The sequence below is a fragment of the Mangrovibacterium diazotrophicum genome, from assembly GCF_003610535.1.
GTDB lineage: Bacteria > Bacteroidota > Bacteroidia > Bacteroidales > Prolixibacteraceae > Mangrovibacterium > Mangrovibacterium diazotrophicum.
Genome location: NZ_RAPN01000001.1, coordinates 4,076,156 through 4,094,202 on the forward strand (window position 1 = coordinate 4,076,156; position 18,047 = coordinate 4,094,202).

Here is an 18,047-nt window from a genome sequence, read left to right on the forward strand (position 1 = left end):
AACACGATAAACCAGCACAGAAATGAATATTTTGAGTCTGTTTGTAGTGGTTCCGGTTCTCACGATAGTGGGGATACTATTTACCAAAGATTTTAGAGGTGCCCGTGTGGTGTCGGCCATCGGTATGAGCATCCAGCTGGTGTTGGCTGCTGCACTGGTGCTGATGTACCTCGGTGCGCGCAAGGCCGGCGTCAGCGACGAGATGTTGTGGACGGCCGATTACATGTGGTTTCCCAGTTTGAACATCCACTATGCGATTGGGGTCGACGGCATTGCTGTGGCCATGATCGGCTTGACGGCGATCGTTGTTTTTGCCGGAATTTTTGCATCGTGGGGCGTTGAATATTTGTCGCGCGAGTTTTTCATTTCGCTGATTTTGCTGGCAACCGGGGTGTTCGGCTTCTTCATTTCACTCGACTTGTTTACCATGTTCCTGTTCTATGAGGTGGCGGTAATCCCGATGTACCTGTTGATTGGTATCTGGGGTAGTGGACCGAAAGAATCTTCGGCCATGAAACTGACGCTGATGTTGATGGGGGGCTCGGCCCTGCTGATGGTTGGTTTGTTCGGATTGTACTTTAACTCGGCGCCCGATGGTGGTGCGCTGACCTGGAATATTATGGAAATAGCGAAAGTGCACATTCCTGACGCTGCACAACGCTTTTTCTTCCCCTTTACCTTCATTGGTTTTGGTGTGTTGGGCGCTTTGTTCCCGTTCCACACATGGTCGCCCGATGGTCACGCTTCGGCGCCAACAGCGGTTTCGATGCTGCACGCCGGTGTATTGATGAAACTGGGAGGTTACGGTTGTTTCCGGGTAGCTATGTTCCTGATGCCGCAAGCGGCGCATGAGATGGCCTGGATCTTTATCATCCTCACGACAATCTCGGTTGTTTACGGTGCGTTTGGAGCCATCTGGCAAAAAGACCTCAAATTTATTAATGCTTACTCCTCGGTGAGTCACTGTGGCTTGGTGATCTTCGCCTTGTTGATGATGAATAAAACCGCCATGGACGGTGCCATCCTGCAAATGATTTCACACGGTTTGATGACGGCACTTTTCTTTGCTCTGATCGGGATGATTTACGGACGGACCCACACCCGCGACATTCGCGAGATGGGTGGTTTGATGAAAGTAATTCCGTTCCTGGCAGTAGTTTATATGATCGCCGGTTTTGCCTCTTTGGGTTTGCCGGGTTTGAGCGGTTTTGTAGCCGAGATGACGGTGTTTGTTGGTTCGTTCCAACACCAGGATTTATTCCACCGCGTAGTAACGATCATTGCAGCTTCGTCCATCGTAGTGACGGCAGTTTATATTTTGCGTGTGGTTGGCATCATCTTGTTGGGGCCAATCAAAAACGAGCATCACCTGGAGTTGACCGATGCGGTTTGGTTTGAGCGACTGAGCACAATTACTTTGGTATTGGCAGTTGCAGCTATCGGTATTGCACCGCTTTGGTTGTCGGACACCATTCAGCAAAGCCTTGGGCCGATCATCGCTAAACTGACGGTTTTCAATCCATTTTAACGAATTCATTCTGAAAAATACAGAATCATGACTATCGAACAATTTTTATTGATGCGCCACGAGTTGCTGCTGATCCTTGCAGCAATGATCGTTCTGATTGCTGAATTGGCAATGAGCGAATCGGGCAAGACAAAAATAATTCCCTTCGCTGCGGGCTTGTTTGCTCTGGTGACGGCGATTGGTTTCATCCCTTCGGAAACGGGAAGGCTCTTTGGCGGTTCGTTCCAAAGTTCGCCGCTGACGCTGTTTATGAAGAATGTGTTGAACCTGGCAGTTCTGATCATTTTCCTGCAGTCGGAAGGCTGGTTGAAGAAACCGGAAAATAACGAGCGAATCAGTGAGTATTTTATTCTGACGATAGTTACGCTGGTGGGAATGAATTTCATGATTTCGTCGGGTGACTTCCTGATGTTCTACCTGGGATTGGAAACAGCAACAATTCCGGCAGCGGCGCTGGTTGCTTTCGATCGCTTGAAAAGCCATTCGGCTGAAGCCGGTATTAAATTGATTTTGTCCTCGGCCTTGTCATCAGGCATTTTGTTGTTCGGTTTGTCGCTGATTTACGGGGCAACCGGCTCCATCTATTTTGCCGATGTAGTTGCTAAAATAGAACCGTCGCCCATCCTGATCCTGGCTTTTATCTTTTTCGTGGCGGGTATGGGATTCAAAATTTCATTGGTTCCTTTCCACTTTTGGACAGCCGATGTTTACGAAGGTGCGCCAATCAATGTCACTTCCTACTTGTCGGTGGTGTCGAAAGGGGCGGCTGCTTTCACCTTCAGCATTATTGTATTTAAAGTATTCGGAGGCCTGTTTGAACAGTGGCAACATCTGGTTTACGCCTTGGCCGTGATGACCATGACCATTGCCAACTTGTTTGCTCTCCGTCAGGATAATATCAAACGGTTCCTCGCGTTCTCGTCAATTGCACAAGCCGGTTTTATTTTGCTCGGTATTTTAGGTGCAGGCGAAATGGGAATGGCGGCTGTGGTGTATTTCGTGTTAATCTACGTTTTCACCAACCTTGGCGCATTCGGGGTGGCAACCTCGGTGTTCAACGCTTCGGGAATCGATACCATCTCGGGTTATAAGAGTTTGTACAGAACCAATCCGAAATTGAGTTTGCTGATGACAGTGGCTTTGTTCTCGTTGGCAGGAATTCCGCCGGTTGCAGGTTTCTTTGGAAAATTCTTCCTGTTTACATCGGCTGCCAGTCGCGGTTATTACATCCTGGTGTTGATTGCTGTGTTGAACGCAACTATATCACTTTATTATTATTTGCGCGTCATCAAATCAATGTTTATCGATCAAACCGACGAGCCGATTGCTGCTTTCCGGAGTTCAACATCCATGCGGATCAGTCTGATCATGTGTGTGGCCGGTATTTTTCTGGTGGGTTTTGCCAGCGGAATCTTCGAATACATTCGCGAAATCAGCCAGTTGTTTTTATAATTTAAATTGAATGAAAATGACACTAGATAAAGCACAACACAGCATTGAAGAAATTGACGGGGTACGTTGTTCGGTTGTTGAAAAAGGAGTGAGCACCGAACGCGCCGCTTTTCTGAAAAACTTATTGGAACACAATGGGTATCAAGTGAAAATAAAAGCTGAAGGCGACAGCGGCCTGGCAACTTTGGGGGTAACCGACATTGTTTTTAATGTTGTTTTGGCGGTCTACGGGCGCCATTTAAAAAGTGCTTCCGGAAAAAAGGTAACACCGGCTTACTGGTTACAGCAATCAAATAAAGAAACGGAAATTGAAGTCAACTATTGGTCATTTGGGAAATGACCGGTAAAATCTTAAGTATATAGAGGGAGCAGCGGAAGTTGCTCCTTTTTTTGTCTTTTATCTTTGTACTATTAAAGCTGTATGTTCAGTAAAATAAGGATAAGCGTCCTTTAAACACCTTTTTGGTTTAGTAATCATTTGATCAATTGATTTTTAGTTGGGTTTGGGTGTGTAGAGGCAGTCTAATTAAAGTCGTTTTTTTGTTTGACGATGAATATTATATTTGCGGCCCTTTTAGCGAAAAAATCGCTCTATCTTTTTGTCTGACAAAAAAATAGGGCATCAACCATCAAATCGAAAGTATTAAATGATTGTATTAGTATTAAATTGTGGTAGCTCATCCATCAAGTATCAATTGCTTGATATGGTGAATATCGAGGATCCGGAAGTAAAGGCTATTGGTGTTGTGGAGCGTATCGGACAGGAAGAGGGCGTTCTGACACATAAACCTTTGATCGACGGTGAATACCAAAAATTCAGGTTTACGGGTAATATCCCGAATCACGAAGCCGGTATTTCCTTAATTATGGAATCACTCGTAAATGAAGTGCACGGCGTAATCGGGGCTGTTTCCGAAATCCAGGCTGTTGGCCACCGGGTTGCTCACGGCGGCGAGTCGTTTAGCGAGAGTGTTTTGATTAACGATAGCGTTAAAGAAGAGATTAGCAAATTGAGTGATTTGGCTCCGTTGCATAACCCGGCTCACATTTCGGGTATCGAAGCCATGGAGAAGTTGTTGCTCGGGGTGCCGCAGGTTGCTGTATTCGACACATCGTTTCACCAATCCATGCCGCCGGAATCGTTTCTGTATGCTATTCCTTACGAGTATTACACCAAGCACAAATTGCGTCGCTATGGTTTCCACGGAACCAGCCATAAATACGTAGCCGAGAAAGCATGCGAGCATTTGGGTCTCGAAATGGATAAAATCAACATCGTCACCTGTCACTTAGGAAACGGTGCCTCTATTGCAGCTATTAAAAAAGGAAAGTCGTATGATACTTCCATGGGTTTTACACCGGTTGAAGGTTTGATAATGGGAACCCGTGTTGGTAACCTCGACGTTGGTGCTTTGTTGTTCCTGATGGAAAAAGAAGGACTTGACCTGCAGGGGGCAAACGACCTGATTAATCGTAAAAGTGGTATGCTGGGTATCTCAGGTGTTTCGTCAGATATGCGTGATATTGAAGATGAAGCATGGAATAAGAATAATAAGAGAGCAGCCTTAGCGCTGGATATGTACTACTCGCGCGTGAAACGCTACATTGGCGCATTTGCTGCCGAAATGGGTGGAATTGATGTGATTATCTTCACCGGTGGCGTAGGCGAAAATGGCCCTGAAACCCGCGAAGCGGTTTGTGCCGGTTTTGGATACATGGGCGTTGCATTTGATACCGATGCTAATGACGGGGTTCGCGGCGAGCTGAAAGAAATAAGCACTCCAAAGTCGCGCGTAAAAGTAATGGTTGTTCCAACCAACGAAGAAAAGGTGATCGCAGTAGATACCGTTAATGTATTAAAGTCAGTTGCTGTAAACTAGCATATCTTTAAAGTCCGGCACTGCCGGACTTTTTTATTCGATTGGGCTGTCCTTATATATACGAGGATGCGAGATCAGCAATTCTTGTTAAGCACAAAAAAAGGCCTTGGGAATTCCCAAAGCCTAATATTTTTTCTTCAAATATTTCTTATTTCACAATAAATGTTGCTCTTCTGGCAATTTGGCGGGCTCCCGCTGAACTTTTATCAACGCTTGTGTCTTCGCCTTTACCAATTGCGTTCAAACGTGAGGGGTCAACACCTGCTTCAGTCAACAGTTTCACAACTGCATCTGCACGTTTTTGAGACAATTTTTGATTGTATTCATCAGAACCCAATTCATCAGCAAAACCCTGCACGTCAACCGATGCTGCAGTATTTTTAGTCAGGTATGCTTTCATGAAGTTGATTGAGTTGGTTGAGCTACCTTGCACCTTGGTGCTGTTGAAATCAAAGTAAACGCTGATATATCCATCGTTAACCAATTGCTTTACGAATTCATCGTAGCTTGCAGGTTCTTGGTTTTTGAGCGCATCAACATCTTTCGCTAATTGATCCACATCAGCCTGGGTTTGCTCTAAGTCTGATTTTTCCGCTTTGGTGTCATCAACAGCTTGGATTCTTTCTTCAATGTTTGACACATTAGAATCCAACACTTTAATTTTTTCATCTTCTCTAAGATACCAATCTGCATGAGTTTTGTTTTTACCCAAGTAAACAGATAGCCCTACGGTCCCATTGAAAAAACCAGCCAAGTTGTTAAAGTCGATTTCGTCTCCACCGAAACCTCTATTTTGACGAATATTTGCTCTGTAGGTACCGTCTAGGTTCAAAGCCAGTCGGTTAGATAATTTTATCTGAGCTGTCAGTCCGCCAACAACATTTCCAACCCAATCCTTTCCAACGCTGATTTGATCATAGTCCAGATAACCGACGCCTGCTCCTGCATGACCCAATAGACCCAATGTTTTTGTCCAGCTTTCAAAATGCAGCATTCTGCCGATATTCATTACGCCTTCCAGCGCTACGCCATACTGTTTTGTTGTATAGTCAATATCGGCATCACTGCTTGCAGAGAACTTGTTGTAAACAAAATTCATTTTGTAACCGAATTTTTCATCAAGCATGTGACGTAATCCGAGGTCAACAGCGAGAAAATTTGGATCCACAGCATAGTAGCCCGGGCTAAAAGTGCGCTGCCATTGTTTTGTGAGACCAACGCCTCCCTCGATAGACCACTTGTTGAATTCTGCTTCGAATTCTGAATCGTCCTGAGCGAACGCGTAGCTTCCAGAAATACAAATAAGAACGAAAAGTAAAAACTTCTTTTTCATAAAACTCTTTTTTTAGATATTAATGAGATAATATATAAATGCACACAGCAATACTCTGCTATCTCTTTTCAGTTAGTTTTCGCATTTCACAAAGACCGACCAATATATCTGCAAACCATTGTAATTTTCAACCGAAACTAACAAGTCGCCTGGTTTCGATATTTTTATAGTTATAACCTTTTGTTTTGTCTAGTCCTGTTGTGACAAATAATTAGTTGGTAAATATAACTATTCTTGTACATCATAAAAGGTTTACTGTATTGTATTTTGCGTTCAACTAATTGTTTTCTATTTGATTGGGGCATTTTTCATGTTAAAACTTTCCCCGCGGCAAATATGATCATGTTGTTGCTAGCCTGTTAATGAGACATTGTAGACTTAAACGTGATAAATTACAGACTATTTTATTTGATAAGTATGAATTTTACGTTCTTAGAAAGAATTCCTACACAATCCCAATAAATTCATCCGGTTTATCTAAATGAACGACGTGCATAGCATTAATTTTTTTATGAGTGCCACATTGCAATGACCACATCACTTTGTCAGCATCTATTAGCAATATAAATTAGACGAAGTATGTTTTGCTACTATTTGGTGTCGGTTGATTTTTGGAAATCAGATGTGGAAAAGTGCGCTGTACAGGAGGCTTCGGTATTTTGTTGTTTTCCGGTTGTTGATTAAGTTTACTTGAAATAGAACAAAACCTAAACATGAACAACCCGGAAATCATTATCCTGATTGCTTGCGCTTTTCTGCTGATCATTTTTCTCAGTTGGTATTTCAACAAGAATACAGTTATAAAACGTAAGTTGAAACGTGCGACTTATCGTCGCTTCACCGAAATACGCCGCGGCGAGCTTGCTAAATTGGTTGGCAAAGTACAGTTTATAGACGAGCCTTTGAGAGCCCCGCTTTCAGGAAGAACCTGTGCCTATTACCACGTGGTGGTTGAGCAACGGGTTTCGAATGGGAAGAACTCGCATTGGAAAACGTTAATAGAGGAGGAGCGCAGCTGCAAATTTGCGTTGCGTGAGGGAAGTCGCTATGCCTATATTCGATCCGAAAAAGTTAAAAGCTACGTGGTTGACGATGCGAAGTATAAATCAGGTTTATGGGAGGATGCCAGCCAGCAGTTGGAGCGCTATTTAAATGAGCATGGAATTAAAAGCGTTTCAAGTTTGGGTTTCAACAAAACGATCCGTTACCGGGAGGGTGTTTTGGAAGAAAATGAAGAAGTTGCTGTGCTGGGAACCGGCGAATGGCACAATGCTATGGACCTTGGTTTGCCGCCACAGTTGGAACGGGTATTGCTGGTCCAATCACCGCAGGATGGCGTTGTCTATCTGAGCGATTCACCCGATACAGTGAAGCATTCGGATGCTCGGTTTTAGACTTTGCAATCCTTCTTTCATATACTGTTGGTATTTTCATTTTTAGCGAATAATGCTACTTTTGAAAAATATTTCTAAAGTTGTTGGTTGATTAACCATACTTTGGAATTGCAATTTATTTCAGCTTAATCCTAAACCACAGTATACCATGTTATCTCGATTAATCATTTTTACAGTGGCGTTTGCTCTTTGCTTCGGATCCCTGGCGGTGCAGGCCGAAACAAAAGTGGTGACTTCTCACCCGAATGTGACTATTACCTGCGACCCGAGTGGCGAAAATCATTTTGCGCGCTGGGCCGTGTTTCCTGACAAAAAAGTGCCGGTTCGGCGCGTGTTTATGGAGTTAACGCTTGGCTATCCGGACTCCCTGAACATTGCCCACTGGGATTACCTCGATCACATCACTATCCGGCGTGTCGGTGGAATTAAGGGAGATACGCTGAACCTGGAGTTAGGCCGAATGCTGACGCCTTACGGGAGTAATTTCAAACCGTGCTGGAAATGGAAATGGCGGGTTGACGTAACCGATTTTGCATCGTTGTTGCGAGACAGTGTTGAAATAGATTATATGCACTCGGGTTATGAGAGCAAAGAAGTGGGCTGGTCGTTGAATATCGATTTTCAGCTCCAACTGGGCACTCCTGCGGCAGAATTGGTGAGCTACCAAAACTTGTATACCGGCAATTACGCTTATGGCGATACGCTTAACCCGATCAGTAAGTCATTGGCACCGATTGACGTAAATATGAGTCCAAAGGCAGAGTTCGGTCGTTTGCGAATTCAGCACACTGGCCATGGTATGGACAGGCCCCGTGGCTGCAGTGAGTTTTGCAGTCGTTGGCGTGAAGTTTATCTTGACGGAACGGTGATCGATCGCCGGAACATGTGGAAAGAGTGTGCCGATAATGCTTTGTACCCGCAAGGCGGAACCTGGATTTTCGACCGAGCCTATTGGTGCCCCGGTGATTTGCAACCGGCCGACTTGATCGATTTCAAGGTAACCAAGCCGCAGCACGAGATTGATATTGAAATGGAATCCTACACGGCAGAAGGCAAAGCATCCGCTAACGAAGCCATCAATGCGATACTTTTTCAATATAAAACCCCTGCGAAGGAATTTGACGTTGCAATTGACGAGATCAAAGTGCCCAATAACGATCCAAGTTACAACCGACTTAATCCATCATGTTTCGAGCCGAGAGTTGTGATTCGAAATATGGGTAGCGAACCCTTGCAGGCTGTCGAGATTGTTTACGGAACCGAAGGTTTTCCTTTCAAAACTTTCTCATGGACCGGTAGCCTAAATTTTTATGAGTCAACAGAAGTTGTTTTGCCGGGGAATATCGATTTTCAGCCAGGGAAAAACACGTTCTCGGTTCAGGTGAATTTGCCCGAAAAACATAACGACGGTTGGGAGGGCGACAATTTCCTTCAATCGCAGTTTGATGCGCCGAAAGAGTTGCCGGAGAAAATGCTGTTGGTTTATAAAACGAATAATGCACCAAAAGATAACACGATCGCGATTTTAAACGGCGATGGCAAGCTTGTTTATGAACGAACCCCGGATTCGAGCGAAGCAAACACCATCTACACTGACACGCTGAAACTTCCGGAAGGTCGGTACCGCATGGCTTTGCGCGATACCGCTAATAATGGTCTGGAGTTTTGGTTTATGCCCGATCAAGGCTACGGCTACCTGTACCTGTCTGATTTGAGTGGACGTAAACTGCATCGTTTTGAAAGCGACTGCGGACTAGGTGAAACACTCGATTTTACAACAAGTCTAAGTGCTCGGATCGATAGTTCGGTGGAACAGGAGATGTTTATTCTGCATCCCCGGATGTTCAAGGACAAGACCGAGCTGTTTGTTGATTTGGATGGTCCTTCAGATGGAGAAATTCATATTTTGGCAGATGGTAAGCTCGTTCGATCGGTTCCGTTCACCCAGGTAAAAAAACGAACTTTTGAACTGGATTTCTCCGATTTTGAGGATGGGCGTTATGTGGTTGAATTGTTTGTAAACAAAGAAAGCAAGATGAAGCTTCGGGTTAACAAAACCCAAAGGCAGTACAATTAAAGATGATACGAATGAGAGGAGCAGCGCAAGTTGTTCCTCTCGTTGTTTTGATACCTTGGGGAACTGACCAATGTTCTGTTATTTGGTGTGGTTTTGTCGTAACTTTTATAGAAAGCCAAAATCACCAGCCATGGAAAAATCTGTCTACAACGATGCTTTGCGGTATCACGAAAAGGGAAGACCGGGCAAGATCGAAGTTGTTCCGACCAAACCACACGAAACACAATACGATCTCTCATTAGCCTATACGCCCGGAGTCGCGCAGCCCTGCCGCGAAATCCAGCAAAATCCGGAAGAAATTTATCGCTACACATCGAAAGGAAATTTGGTTGCTGTTGTCTCGAACGGAACAGCCGTTTTGGGTCTGGGCGATATTGGTCCCGCTGCCGGTAAACCCGTTATGGAAGGGAAGGGGATGCTCTTTAAGATATTTGCCGATGTTGACGTTTTCGATATCGAGGTGAACGAAAAAGACCCCGATCGGCTGATTGAAGTAGTGAAAGCTATTTCGCCAACTTTTGGAGGAATCAACCTCGAAGATATCAAAGCACCGGAGTGTTTTTACGTTGAAGAAAAGCTGAAAGCGCAATTGGATATTCCTGTATTTCATGACGATCAACATGGGACAGCTATTATTTCGGGGGCGGCGCTTTTGAATTCATTGGAAATTACCGGGAAGAATATCGCAGACATTCGGGTTGTGATCAGTGGGGCAGGAGCTGCCGCTATTTCCTGTGCTAAATTGTATGTACAGTTGGGGGTGAAGCAGGAAAGCATTGTCATGTTCGATAGTCGGGGAGCCCTTTCGAAAAGCCGAACAGATTTGAATGAAGCCAAAAAGCAGTTTGCATGCGATATGGACTATCAATCATTAGCCGATGCGATGGATGGCGCGGATCTGTTTCTGGGACTTTCTGTTGGCAACCTGGTTTCCGCGGATATGGTTCGGTTGATGGCTAAAGACCCGGTAGTTTTTGCGATGGCGAACCCGACTCCGGAGATTGCCTACGACGAAGCAACCAGCGTGCGCGATGATATAATTATGGCGACCGGTCGCAGCGACTTTCCCAACCAGATTAATAATGTGCTGGGTTTCCCGTTTATTTTTCGCGGAGCATTGGATGTTCGGGCGCGCGAGATCAATGAACCCATGAAAATTGCTGCGGTGAAAGCATTGGCTGCACTGGCAAAAAAATATGTTCCCGAGTTGGTGACCAAGGCGTACAACATGGAGAATATTGTTTTCGGAAAAGAGTATATTATTCCGAAGCCTTTGGATCCGCGCTTAATTACAACAGTTGCGCCGGCTGTCGCCCGGGCCGCAATGGAAACCGGTGTAGCCCGCAAACCGATTGAAAATTGGGATGATTACGAGCGGGAACTGAGCGCTCGTTTAGGCTCGGAGAACAAGCTGATTATGACGATTTGCAACAAGGCGAAACTGAATCCCAAGCGGGTTGTTTTTGCCGATGCCAATAATCTGAAGATGTTGAAAGCGGCGCGTTTTGTGCAAGAGCAGGGAATTGCTCACCCGATTCTGCTCGGGAAAAAAGCAGAGATTCAGAAAATACTTTCCGACAATAAAATAGAACTGGATGGCGTGCCGATCATCGATATTTTTCAGGATGTGACGGATGAAAAACGGCAACAATATGCTCGCCTGCTGTTTGAAAAGAGGAAGCGAAAAGGTATGAGCTACGATGAAGCGCTTGAAAAAATGGACAGCCGCGATTATTTCGGTTGCATGATGGTAGAGACGGGAGAAGCCGATGCCTTCATTTCCGGTTTTTCAAGAAAATATGCGGATACCATTCGACCGGCGATTCATGTGATTGGTACGAAGGAAGAGTTCAACCATATAGCAGGCATGTACATTATGCTGACACCGAAAGGGCCGCTTTTTCTGGCCGACACAACAGTGAACTCCGATCCCGCACCGCAGACCATTGCTGATACCACGGTTTTAGTGGCGAATGAAGTTCGTCGGTTTAAAATTGAGCCACGGATTGCCGTTTTGAGTTATTCCAACTTTGGTGCTTTTAAAGGAAAAGGAAGCCCGGTAAGGGCAAGCGAGGCCGTGAAAATTCTGCATCAGAATTATCCCGATCTGATTGTGGATGGCGAGATGCAAGCCAACTACGCGCTGAATGGAGCTTTGCGGCAAAAGAAATTTCCGTTTACCAAACTCGGTGATGCGGATGCAAATGTACTGATTTTTCCAAACCTCAGTTCCGGGAATATTCTGTACAAAGTGTTGCAGGAACTGGGAACAGCCAAAGCTCTCGGTCCGATTCTGCTGGGGATGAAAAAGCCCATCCATGTGTTGCAAATGGAAAGCTCGGTTCGGGAGATTGTCAACCTGGTGGCTATTGCAGTGGTCGATGCCCAGGAAGCAGAAATAACAAAACAGACTTGAGTTGAAAGAATCACAGATTTTCCAGAATGACGAAAATTTTCCATGTAAATGGTTGTCTTGGTTGTCACGTTATCAACCCATTTCATCCTGGTACCGATGAATACCTTTGCGCCTTTGCGTGCATCGCTTTTACTACAAAAAAGGAGACATCGTAATTGATGCCTCCTTAATCGTGTTTTCAGATTGTGATCTTCTTATTTCCAGCCACCACCCAGTGCACGGTATAGCGTGACAACTGCGTTCAGCTTCTGGATGTGATCACTGACATTGCTTAATTGCGCGGCCAGCAAACTTTGTTGAGCATTCAATACTTCGGTATAAGTTGCTGATCCGTATGTGAGTAATTCTTTGGTGTATTCAACTGATTTTTCCAGTGACTCCAATTGTTTTTGGCGAAGTTCCATTTTACGTACCGATGCGTCGTAAGTGTTCAGTGCATTGTTCACTTCTGCACCTGCATTCAATAAGGTACTTTTGAAACTTAGCAGTGCTTCTTGTTTTTGCGCTTCTGCTACCTCAAGTCGGGTTCGGTTTGCCCGTTTGTTAAAAATGGGCTCGGCTAAACCACCAACTACTGTCGCCATGAACGATCCGGGATCAAGCAGTTCACTCCAATCCAGCGATTCAAAGCCTCCGGTAGCGGTTAATGTTACCGATGGGTAAAAGTATGCCTTGGCGTTGTTACGCATTTCGAAAGCACTGATCACCGCATATTCAGCTTGCATCACGTCCGGACGATTGTCCAATAGCTCTGAAGGGACACCGATTGTCAGCATTGAATTGGCTTGTTGATCTTCCAATTTGCCGCGAGCAATCGGGCCCGGAGTGCGTCCAAGGAGCAAACTCAGCGTATTTTCGGCTGCTTTTATTTGCTGTTCCAGATCCGGGATGGTTACTTCTGCCGCATAGCGTGCCGCTTCACTTTGTACAACCGCTGCTCCGGTTACGTTGCCTTGGTCCTTCAAAATTTTCATGGTTTCCACCAGGTTGGCGTTGGTTACAACTGTTTCTTTTGTAATCTTCAGTTGACTATCCAGTGCCAATAAATTATAATAGGCCGTTGCAATGCTTGAGATTAAGCTGGTTTGAACCGCTTTGCGTGCTGCGTCGGTTCCTAAATAATCGGCGTATGCCGCTTTTTTCGCTGTGTTCAGTTTTCCCCAAATGTCGATTTCCCAACTGGCTTCCAGCGAAAGCTGTTGTCCCTGGTATTCGCGGGGACCATCCGGGTAAGTCGATTCCGAGTTTCTTACGTAGGTGTAACCAGCTTGTGCAGATAAAGAAGGAAGCATAGCTGCCCGACCTTGTTTGAAATAGGCTTCGGAGGCTTTTACGCGTTGAATTGCTGCCTGTAAATCCAGGTTGTTCCGAAGTCCCTCGGCAATTAAAGTGTCCAAAATTGGATCGTTGAAAAGCTTATCCCAAGATTCGTTGGCCAGGTTGCTGGTGCTGTCGGCAACTGATGAATTGTAAAGTCCATCTGTGCTCTCAGGACTGCGTTCGTAGTGTCGGCTGCCGCTACACGAATAAAGCGTAGCTGCAGTGACGACCGCGAGGATTATGTTTTTGAATGAATTTGTTTTCATATTTCTTTCAACTTATGGTGGACATTAGTCCAGGCTGTTCATGTCTGATATTTCAGTTGTTTCCTGTTTTTTAATCTTTTCCTGCAAGGTTTGGAAGACGACAAACATGGCCGGGATTACAAGAATACCGATCAACGTTCCGATTAACATACCTCCAACAGCCCCGGTTCCGATTGAACGGTTACCGTTTGCACCAACACCACCACCAACAACAAGCGGCAACAAGCCAACAATGAAGGCGAACGAAGTCATTAGGATTGGGCGCAAACGTGCGGTGGCGCCTTCAATGGCGGCCTGCACAATGCTCATTCCGGCTTGGCGTCGCTGCAGGGCAAACTCGACAATAAGGATCGCGTTTTTCGCTAACAGACCGATCAACATGATCAAAGAAATTTGCAGGTAAATGTTGTTTTCAACGCCCAGCAAACGAGCGAATATAAACGCGCCTGCAATACCGATTGGCAGCGGGAAAATGATCGACAACGGTAGAATGTAACTTTCGTATTGGGCAGCAAGGAAGAAGAAGACGAAAATCAAACTCAACGCAAAAATCACGATTGTTTGGTTTCCGGCGTTGATTTCCTCACGTGTAATACCCGAGAACTCGTAGGCATAACCGGTTGGCAGGGTTTGAGCCGCTACTTCTTTAATCGCGTTAATGGCGTCCCCTGTACTGTATCCGTCGTTAGGGTTACCGGTAACGTTTATTGAAGTGTACATGTTGAAACGGGTGATGTTTTCGGGCCCGTAAACCCGGCTCAACGAAATAAACTCGGTGATTGGAGCCATCTCTCCACTTGATGTTCTCACTTTAATGCTGTTTAAATCGTCCGGGTTTCCGCGGAAGGAAGCTTCTGACTGAAGCATCACGCGATATTGTTTCCCGAAGCGGTTGAAATCGGAAGCATAATATCCCCCGATGTAACCTTGCAGGGTTGAAAGCACTGTACTTACGTCAATTCCCGATTGCATACATCTTGCGGTATTCACATCAACCATGTATTGCGGGAATGCGGTATTGAAAGAAGTTTGTGCGTATTGAATTTCAGGGCGCTGGTTCAATGCGCCCAGGAATGCTCCTGCAACTTGTTCGAAGTTTTTAATATCACCCCCTGTTTTGTCTTCCAGTTTCAACTCAAACCCTCCTGTCACACTAAAGCCTGGAACCATCGGTGGCGAAAATATGATAACGCGGGCATCTTTGATACCTGCAGTCATTCCGTAGAGTTTACCCACAATACTGTTTTGGTCTTCTCCTTTTCCGGTACGTTCGTCGAACGGCTTCAAAGCGGCGATTATCATCGCGTAGGAACTACCCTGACCACCAATGAAGGAATAGCCGGCTACCATTGAGCGACCGTCAATTTCGGGAACGTTTGCTAAAATTTGATCAACCTGGCGGGCAACTTCAATGGTTTTTTCAGAGGAAGTAGCCGGAGGCATCGAGATGTCGACAAACACACGGCCTGTATCTTCTGCCGGTACGAAACCTGTTGGTGTTGTTTGCATGAGATATACCAAAACGGCAACGAACGTAACGATCATACCTGCAGAAAGCCATTTCTTTTTAACAAAGAAGTTGGTTGTCTTTTGGTACTTTACCGTCATTGTTTCGAAGGCAACGTTGAAGGCAGTATAGAATCGGCTCATAAACCCTTTTTTGTGTTTTCCTTCTTCGTTGTGCGGTTTCAGGAAGATAGCACAAAGCGCGGGACTTAAGGTCAACGCATTGATGGCGGAGAGGATGATGGAGACGGTGAGGGTGATACCGAACTGGCGATAGAACACCCCGGTAGTACCGGTAATGAAAGTAACCGGGATAAATACGGCAGCCATAACAAGGGTAATGGAGATGATCGCCGTTGAGATTTCGCTCATTGCCGATATTGAGGCTGTTCGTGCATTTTTTGCTCCCTGGTCGAGTTTGGCATGTACCGCTTCAACCACCACAATCGCATCGTCGACTACAATCCCGATTGCCAGCACCAGCGCGAAAAGCGTCAGCAGGTTGATGGTAAAACCAAACAGGTTCAGGAAGAAGAAGGTACCGATGATCGACACCGGAACAGCAATTGCCGGAATTAAAGTAGCCCGGAAATCTTGCAGGAAGATAAACACCACGATAAACACAAGGATAAATGCTTCGAGCAGGGTATGCAATACTTTCTCGATTGAGCTGTCCAGGAAGTCGTTGGTATTCATCAGTATTTGGTAATCAACTCCCGGAGGGAAGCTTTTGGAGGCTTCTTCAATTACGTCCTGACATTGAATAATAACATCGCGGGCGTTTGAGCCTGCAGCCTGGAAAATGGCCATGGCAACCCCAGGTTTATTCATGGTTGCTGTCGTCATGGAATAGTTTAAGGCTCCCATCTCAATGCGGGCAACATCCTTTAATCTTAAAATATTACCGTCGGCATCTGCCTTAATGATGATATTCTCGAATTCGCTCGGCTCCCTGAGCTTTCCTTTGTAGCGGAGAACGTACTCGAATGTTTGATCGTTTTGCTGACCAAAGCGACCGGGCGCAGCTTCCAGGTTTTGCGCTGCAATGGCAGCGGTAACGTCTGAAGGCATTAAATTATAGTTTGCCATCACGTCCGGACGGAGCCACACGCGCATGGAATAGTCTTTGGCACCGAAAACCATCGCTTCACCAACCCCGGTTACCCGCTGGATTTGGGGAAGAACGTTGATTTTTGAGTAGTTCTGCAGGAAGGTTTCATCGTATTGCCCATTTGGGCTGTATATCGAGAATACCAAAAGCATGTTGTTCTGACGTTTCGCTGTGGTAACACCAGCTTTCGTTACTTCAGCAGGAAGAAGCGCATTGGCTTGAGCTACACGGTTCTGTACGTTTACCGCCGCCATGTCGGGGTCGGTACCTTGCTTGAAATAAACTTCGATCGTTGCCGATCCGGTGTTACTGGCAGAAGAGGTCATGTAGATCATGTTTTCTACACCATTGATCTGTTCTTCAAGCGGGATAATCACGCTGTTCATCACGGTTGCGGCATCGGCTCCGGTGTAGGTTGCCGATACCCGGATGGTTGGCGGTGCAATATCCGGGTACTGTTCGATGGGGAGGGTGGTTATTCCCAAGACCCCAAGGATCACTAATATGATAGAAACGACCGTGGAGAGAACCGGTCTTTCAATAAATTTTCTAAACATGTTCGTCGAGTTAAGATTACTGATTGGAGCTGTTGCTGTCGATCGCTTGCTGAGTTTCGACCTTCGGTTTTATTTCCGTTCCGTCGCGCAAGCTGCTTATTCCTTCAAGTACAACTTTATCGCCGGCTTTCAGACCGCTTGTCACGATGTATGAATCTTTCAGGTTTCCGGTTACAACCTCTATCAGTGTGTTTACAACTTTGTTTTCCTCGTTAACTGTGTAGGCAAAGTGCTTGTTTTGAATTTCAACTGTAGCTTTTTGTGGAATGATGATCGCATTGGTATAATGTTGCGGAATGCGAACTGCGCCACTACTGCCTGAACGCAAAACGCCTTCCGGATTATAGAACGATGCGCGGATGTTGATTGCCCCGGTTGTTTGATCCACGATTCCACTGGCTGTTTCAACTTTACCTTTGTTGGCGTAAATCGCACTGGTTGGTAAAACCAGGTCAACAGCCGGGAGATTTTCGAGTTTCTGCTTCGTGCTGGCACCTTCCAAATCCTGCGTCATTGTCAGAAATTCTGTTTCATTCATCGAAAAATACGCGTACATATTTGCGGTGTTCGAAACAGTGGTCAAAGGTTGGGTAATGGTGCTGCTAACCAAGCTACCAACACGATATGGGAAATTGCCAATGATGCCGTTTGTAGGGCTGGTAATTAAAGTGTATCCCAAATTCGCTTTAGCGTTGGCAACGTTCGCGTTTGCATTTGCCAGTTGCGCTTCGGCTGAGGCCAGAGCTGTTTTTGCCGATTCCAGCTCAAATTCACTGATGATGTTTTTATCGACCAGAGGTTGTGTTTTGTCAACATTGATTTTCGCCGTTGAAACCTGAGCTTCAGCAACTTTTACCTGAGCCTCGGCGGAGCGAACTTGTGCCTGTAGGTCGTTGGCATTCAGTCGGAACAGAACTTGTCCTTTCTTTACAAGATCACCTTCGTCAACCATGATTTCTTCAATGTATCCTGCAACCCGCGGACGGATTTCAACGGTTTGGGAACCTTGCAGCGTTGTTGGGTAGTCTTTGTAAAGTGTGATGTCCTGAGGTTGTAGGGATACAACGTTGTATTCCCGTACCTGCCCGGCCATACCGGTCTGCCCTCCTTTTGAATTAGAGCAAGAGTATACCGCTAACAGGATCGCGATAAAACTTAAATTCTTGAATTGCATAATTGTTTTCATGTTATTGTGATATTTGGAAAA

Annotated in this window: 11 protein-coding genes; 7 read left to right on the forward strand and 4 right to left on the reverse strand. The window is 45.6% G+C overall.

The annotated features are described in order from the left end of the window. Positions 1–22: 22 nt before the first annotated feature. From BC643_RS16115 to BC643_RS16130, 4 genes are all read left to right on the forward strand, one after another. Positions 23–1,528 carry a complex I subunit 4 family protein gene (locus BC643_RS16115; RefSeq protein ID WP_120274052.1) on the forward strand — a complete coding sequence of 502 codons (1,506 nt, stop codon included), beginning with the start codon at positions 23–25 and terminating at the stop codon, positions 1,526–1,528. Positions 1,529–1,555: 27 nt separating this feature from the next. Further along, positions 1,556–2,980, forward strand: a complete 1,425-nt coding sequence (locus BC643_RS16120; RefSeq protein ID WP_120274053.1) for an NADH-quinone oxidoreductase subunit N — start codon at positions 1,556–1,558, stop codon at positions 2,978–2,980. Positions 2,981–2,996: 16 nt separating this feature from the next. After that, positions 2,997–3,320, forward strand: coding sequence for a hypothetical protein (locus tag BC643_RS16125; RefSeq protein ID WP_211338077.1), 324 nt, complete (start codon positions 2,997–2,999; stop codon positions 3,318–3,320). A gap of 307 nt (positions 3,321–3,627) precedes the next feature. Next, the gene (locus tag BC643_RS16130; protein ID WP_120274055.1) at positions 3,628–4,860 is read left to right on the forward strand and encodes an acetate/propionate family kinase; all 1,233 of its coding nucleotides are present in this window, start codon (positions 3,628–3,630) and stop codon (positions 4,858–4,860) included. Positions 4,861–5,008: 148 nt separating this feature from the next. On the opposite strand, the gene BC643_RS16135 is transcribed toward BC643_RS16130, so the two are convergent. Beyond that, complete coding sequence (locus BC643_RS16135; protein WP_120274056.1) at positions 5,009–6,193, reverse strand: OmpA family protein; 1,185 nt, start codon at positions 6,191–6,193, stop codon at positions 5,009–5,011. A gap of 713 nt (positions 6,194–6,906) precedes the next feature. Between BC643_RS16135 and BC643_RS16140 the strand changes: the two genes are divergently transcribed. From BC643_RS16140 to BC643_RS23795, 3 genes are all read left to right on the forward strand, one after another. Further along, the gene (locus BC643_RS16140; protein ID WP_120274057.1) at positions 6,907–7,587 is read left to right on the forward strand and encodes a hypothetical protein; all 681 of its coding nucleotides are present in this window, start codon (positions 6,907–6,909) and stop codon (positions 7,585–7,587) included. A 148-nt stretch (positions 7,588–7,735) separates the two neighbouring features. After that, positions 7,736–9,664 (forward strand): peptide-N-glycosidase F-related protein, encoded by a 1,929-nt coding sequence (locus tag BC643_RS16145; protein ID WP_120274058.1) that lies wholly within the window; start codon positions 7,736–7,738, stop codon positions 9,662–9,664. Positions 9,665–9,794: 130 nt separating this feature from the next. After that, on the forward strand, positions 9,795–12,080 hold the full coding sequence (locus BC643_RS23795; RefSeq protein ID WP_120274059.1) for an NADP-dependent malic enzyme: 2,286 nt from the start codon (positions 9,795–9,797) through the stop codon (positions 12,078–12,080). A gap of 194 nt (positions 12,081–12,274) precedes the next feature. Here BC643_RS23795 and BC643_RS16155 read toward each other — a convergent pair whose 3' ends face one another. The 3 genes from BC643_RS16155 to BC643_RS16165 are packed head-to-tail and all read right to left on the reverse strand — an operon-like array spanning position 12,275 to position 18,026. Next, the gene (locus tag BC643_RS16155; RefSeq protein WP_120274060.1) at positions 12,275–13,666 is read right to left on the reverse strand and encodes an efflux transporter outer membrane subunit; all 1,392 of its coding nucleotides are present in this window, start codon (positions 13,664–13,666) and stop codon (positions 12,275–12,277) included. A 24-nt stretch (positions 13,667–13,690) separates the two neighbouring features. Then, complete coding sequence (locus tag BC643_RS16160; RefSeq protein WP_120274061.1) at positions 13,691–16,840, reverse strand: efflux RND transporter permease subunit; 3,150 nt, start codon at positions 16,838–16,840, stop codon at positions 13,691–13,693. Between the two features lie 16 nt (positions 16,841–16,856). After that, a complete protein-coding gene (locus BC643_RS16165; protein WP_211338078.1) occupies positions 16,857–18,026 on the reverse strand; it encodes an efflux RND transporter periplasmic adaptor subunit in 1,170 nt (389 codons plus the stop codon). Positions 18,027–18,047: the final 21 nt, after the last annotated feature.

Coding starts and splice junctions, on each gene's coding strand:
- BC643_RS16115 (WP_120274052.1), top strand. CDS start 23: ATGAATATTTTGAGTCTGTTTGTAGTGGTTCCGGTTCTCACGATAGTG.
- BC643_RS16120 (WP_120274053.1), top strand. CDS start 1,556: ATGACTATCGAACAATTTTTATTGATGCGCCACGAGTTGCTGCTGATC.
- BC643_RS16125 (WP_211338077.1), top strand. CDS start 2,997: ATGACACTAGATAAAGCACAACACAGCATTGAAGAAATTGACGGGGTA.
- BC643_RS16130 (WP_120274055.1), top strand. CDS start 3,628: ATGATTGTATTAGTATTAAATTGTGGTAGCTCATCCATCAAGTATCAA.
- BC643_RS16135 (WP_120274056.1), bottom strand. CDS start 6,193: ATGAAAAAGAAGTTTTTACTTTTCGTTCTTATTTGTATTTCTGGAAGC.
- BC643_RS16140 (WP_120274057.1), top strand. CDS start 6,907: ATGAACAACCCGGAAATCATTATCCTGATTGCTTGCGCTTTTCTGCTG.
- BC643_RS16145 (WP_120274058.1), top strand. CDS start 7,736: ATGTTATCTCGATTAATCATTTTTACAGTGGCGTTTGCTCTTTGCTTC.
- BC643_RS23795 (WP_120274059.1), top strand. CDS start 9,795: ATGGAAAAATCTGTCTACAACGATGCTTTGCGGTATCACGAAAAGGGA.
- BC643_RS16155 (WP_120274060.1), bottom strand. CDS start 13,666: ATGAAAACAAATTCATTCAAAAACATAATCCTCGCGGTCGTCACTGCA.
- BC643_RS16160 (WP_120274061.1), bottom strand. CDS start 16,840: ATGTTTAGAAAATTTATTGAAAGACCGGTTCTCTCCACGGTCGTTTCT.
- BC643_RS16165 (WP_211338078.1), bottom strand. CDS start 18,026: ATGAAAACAATTATGCAATTCAAGAATTTAAGTTTTATCGCGATCCTG.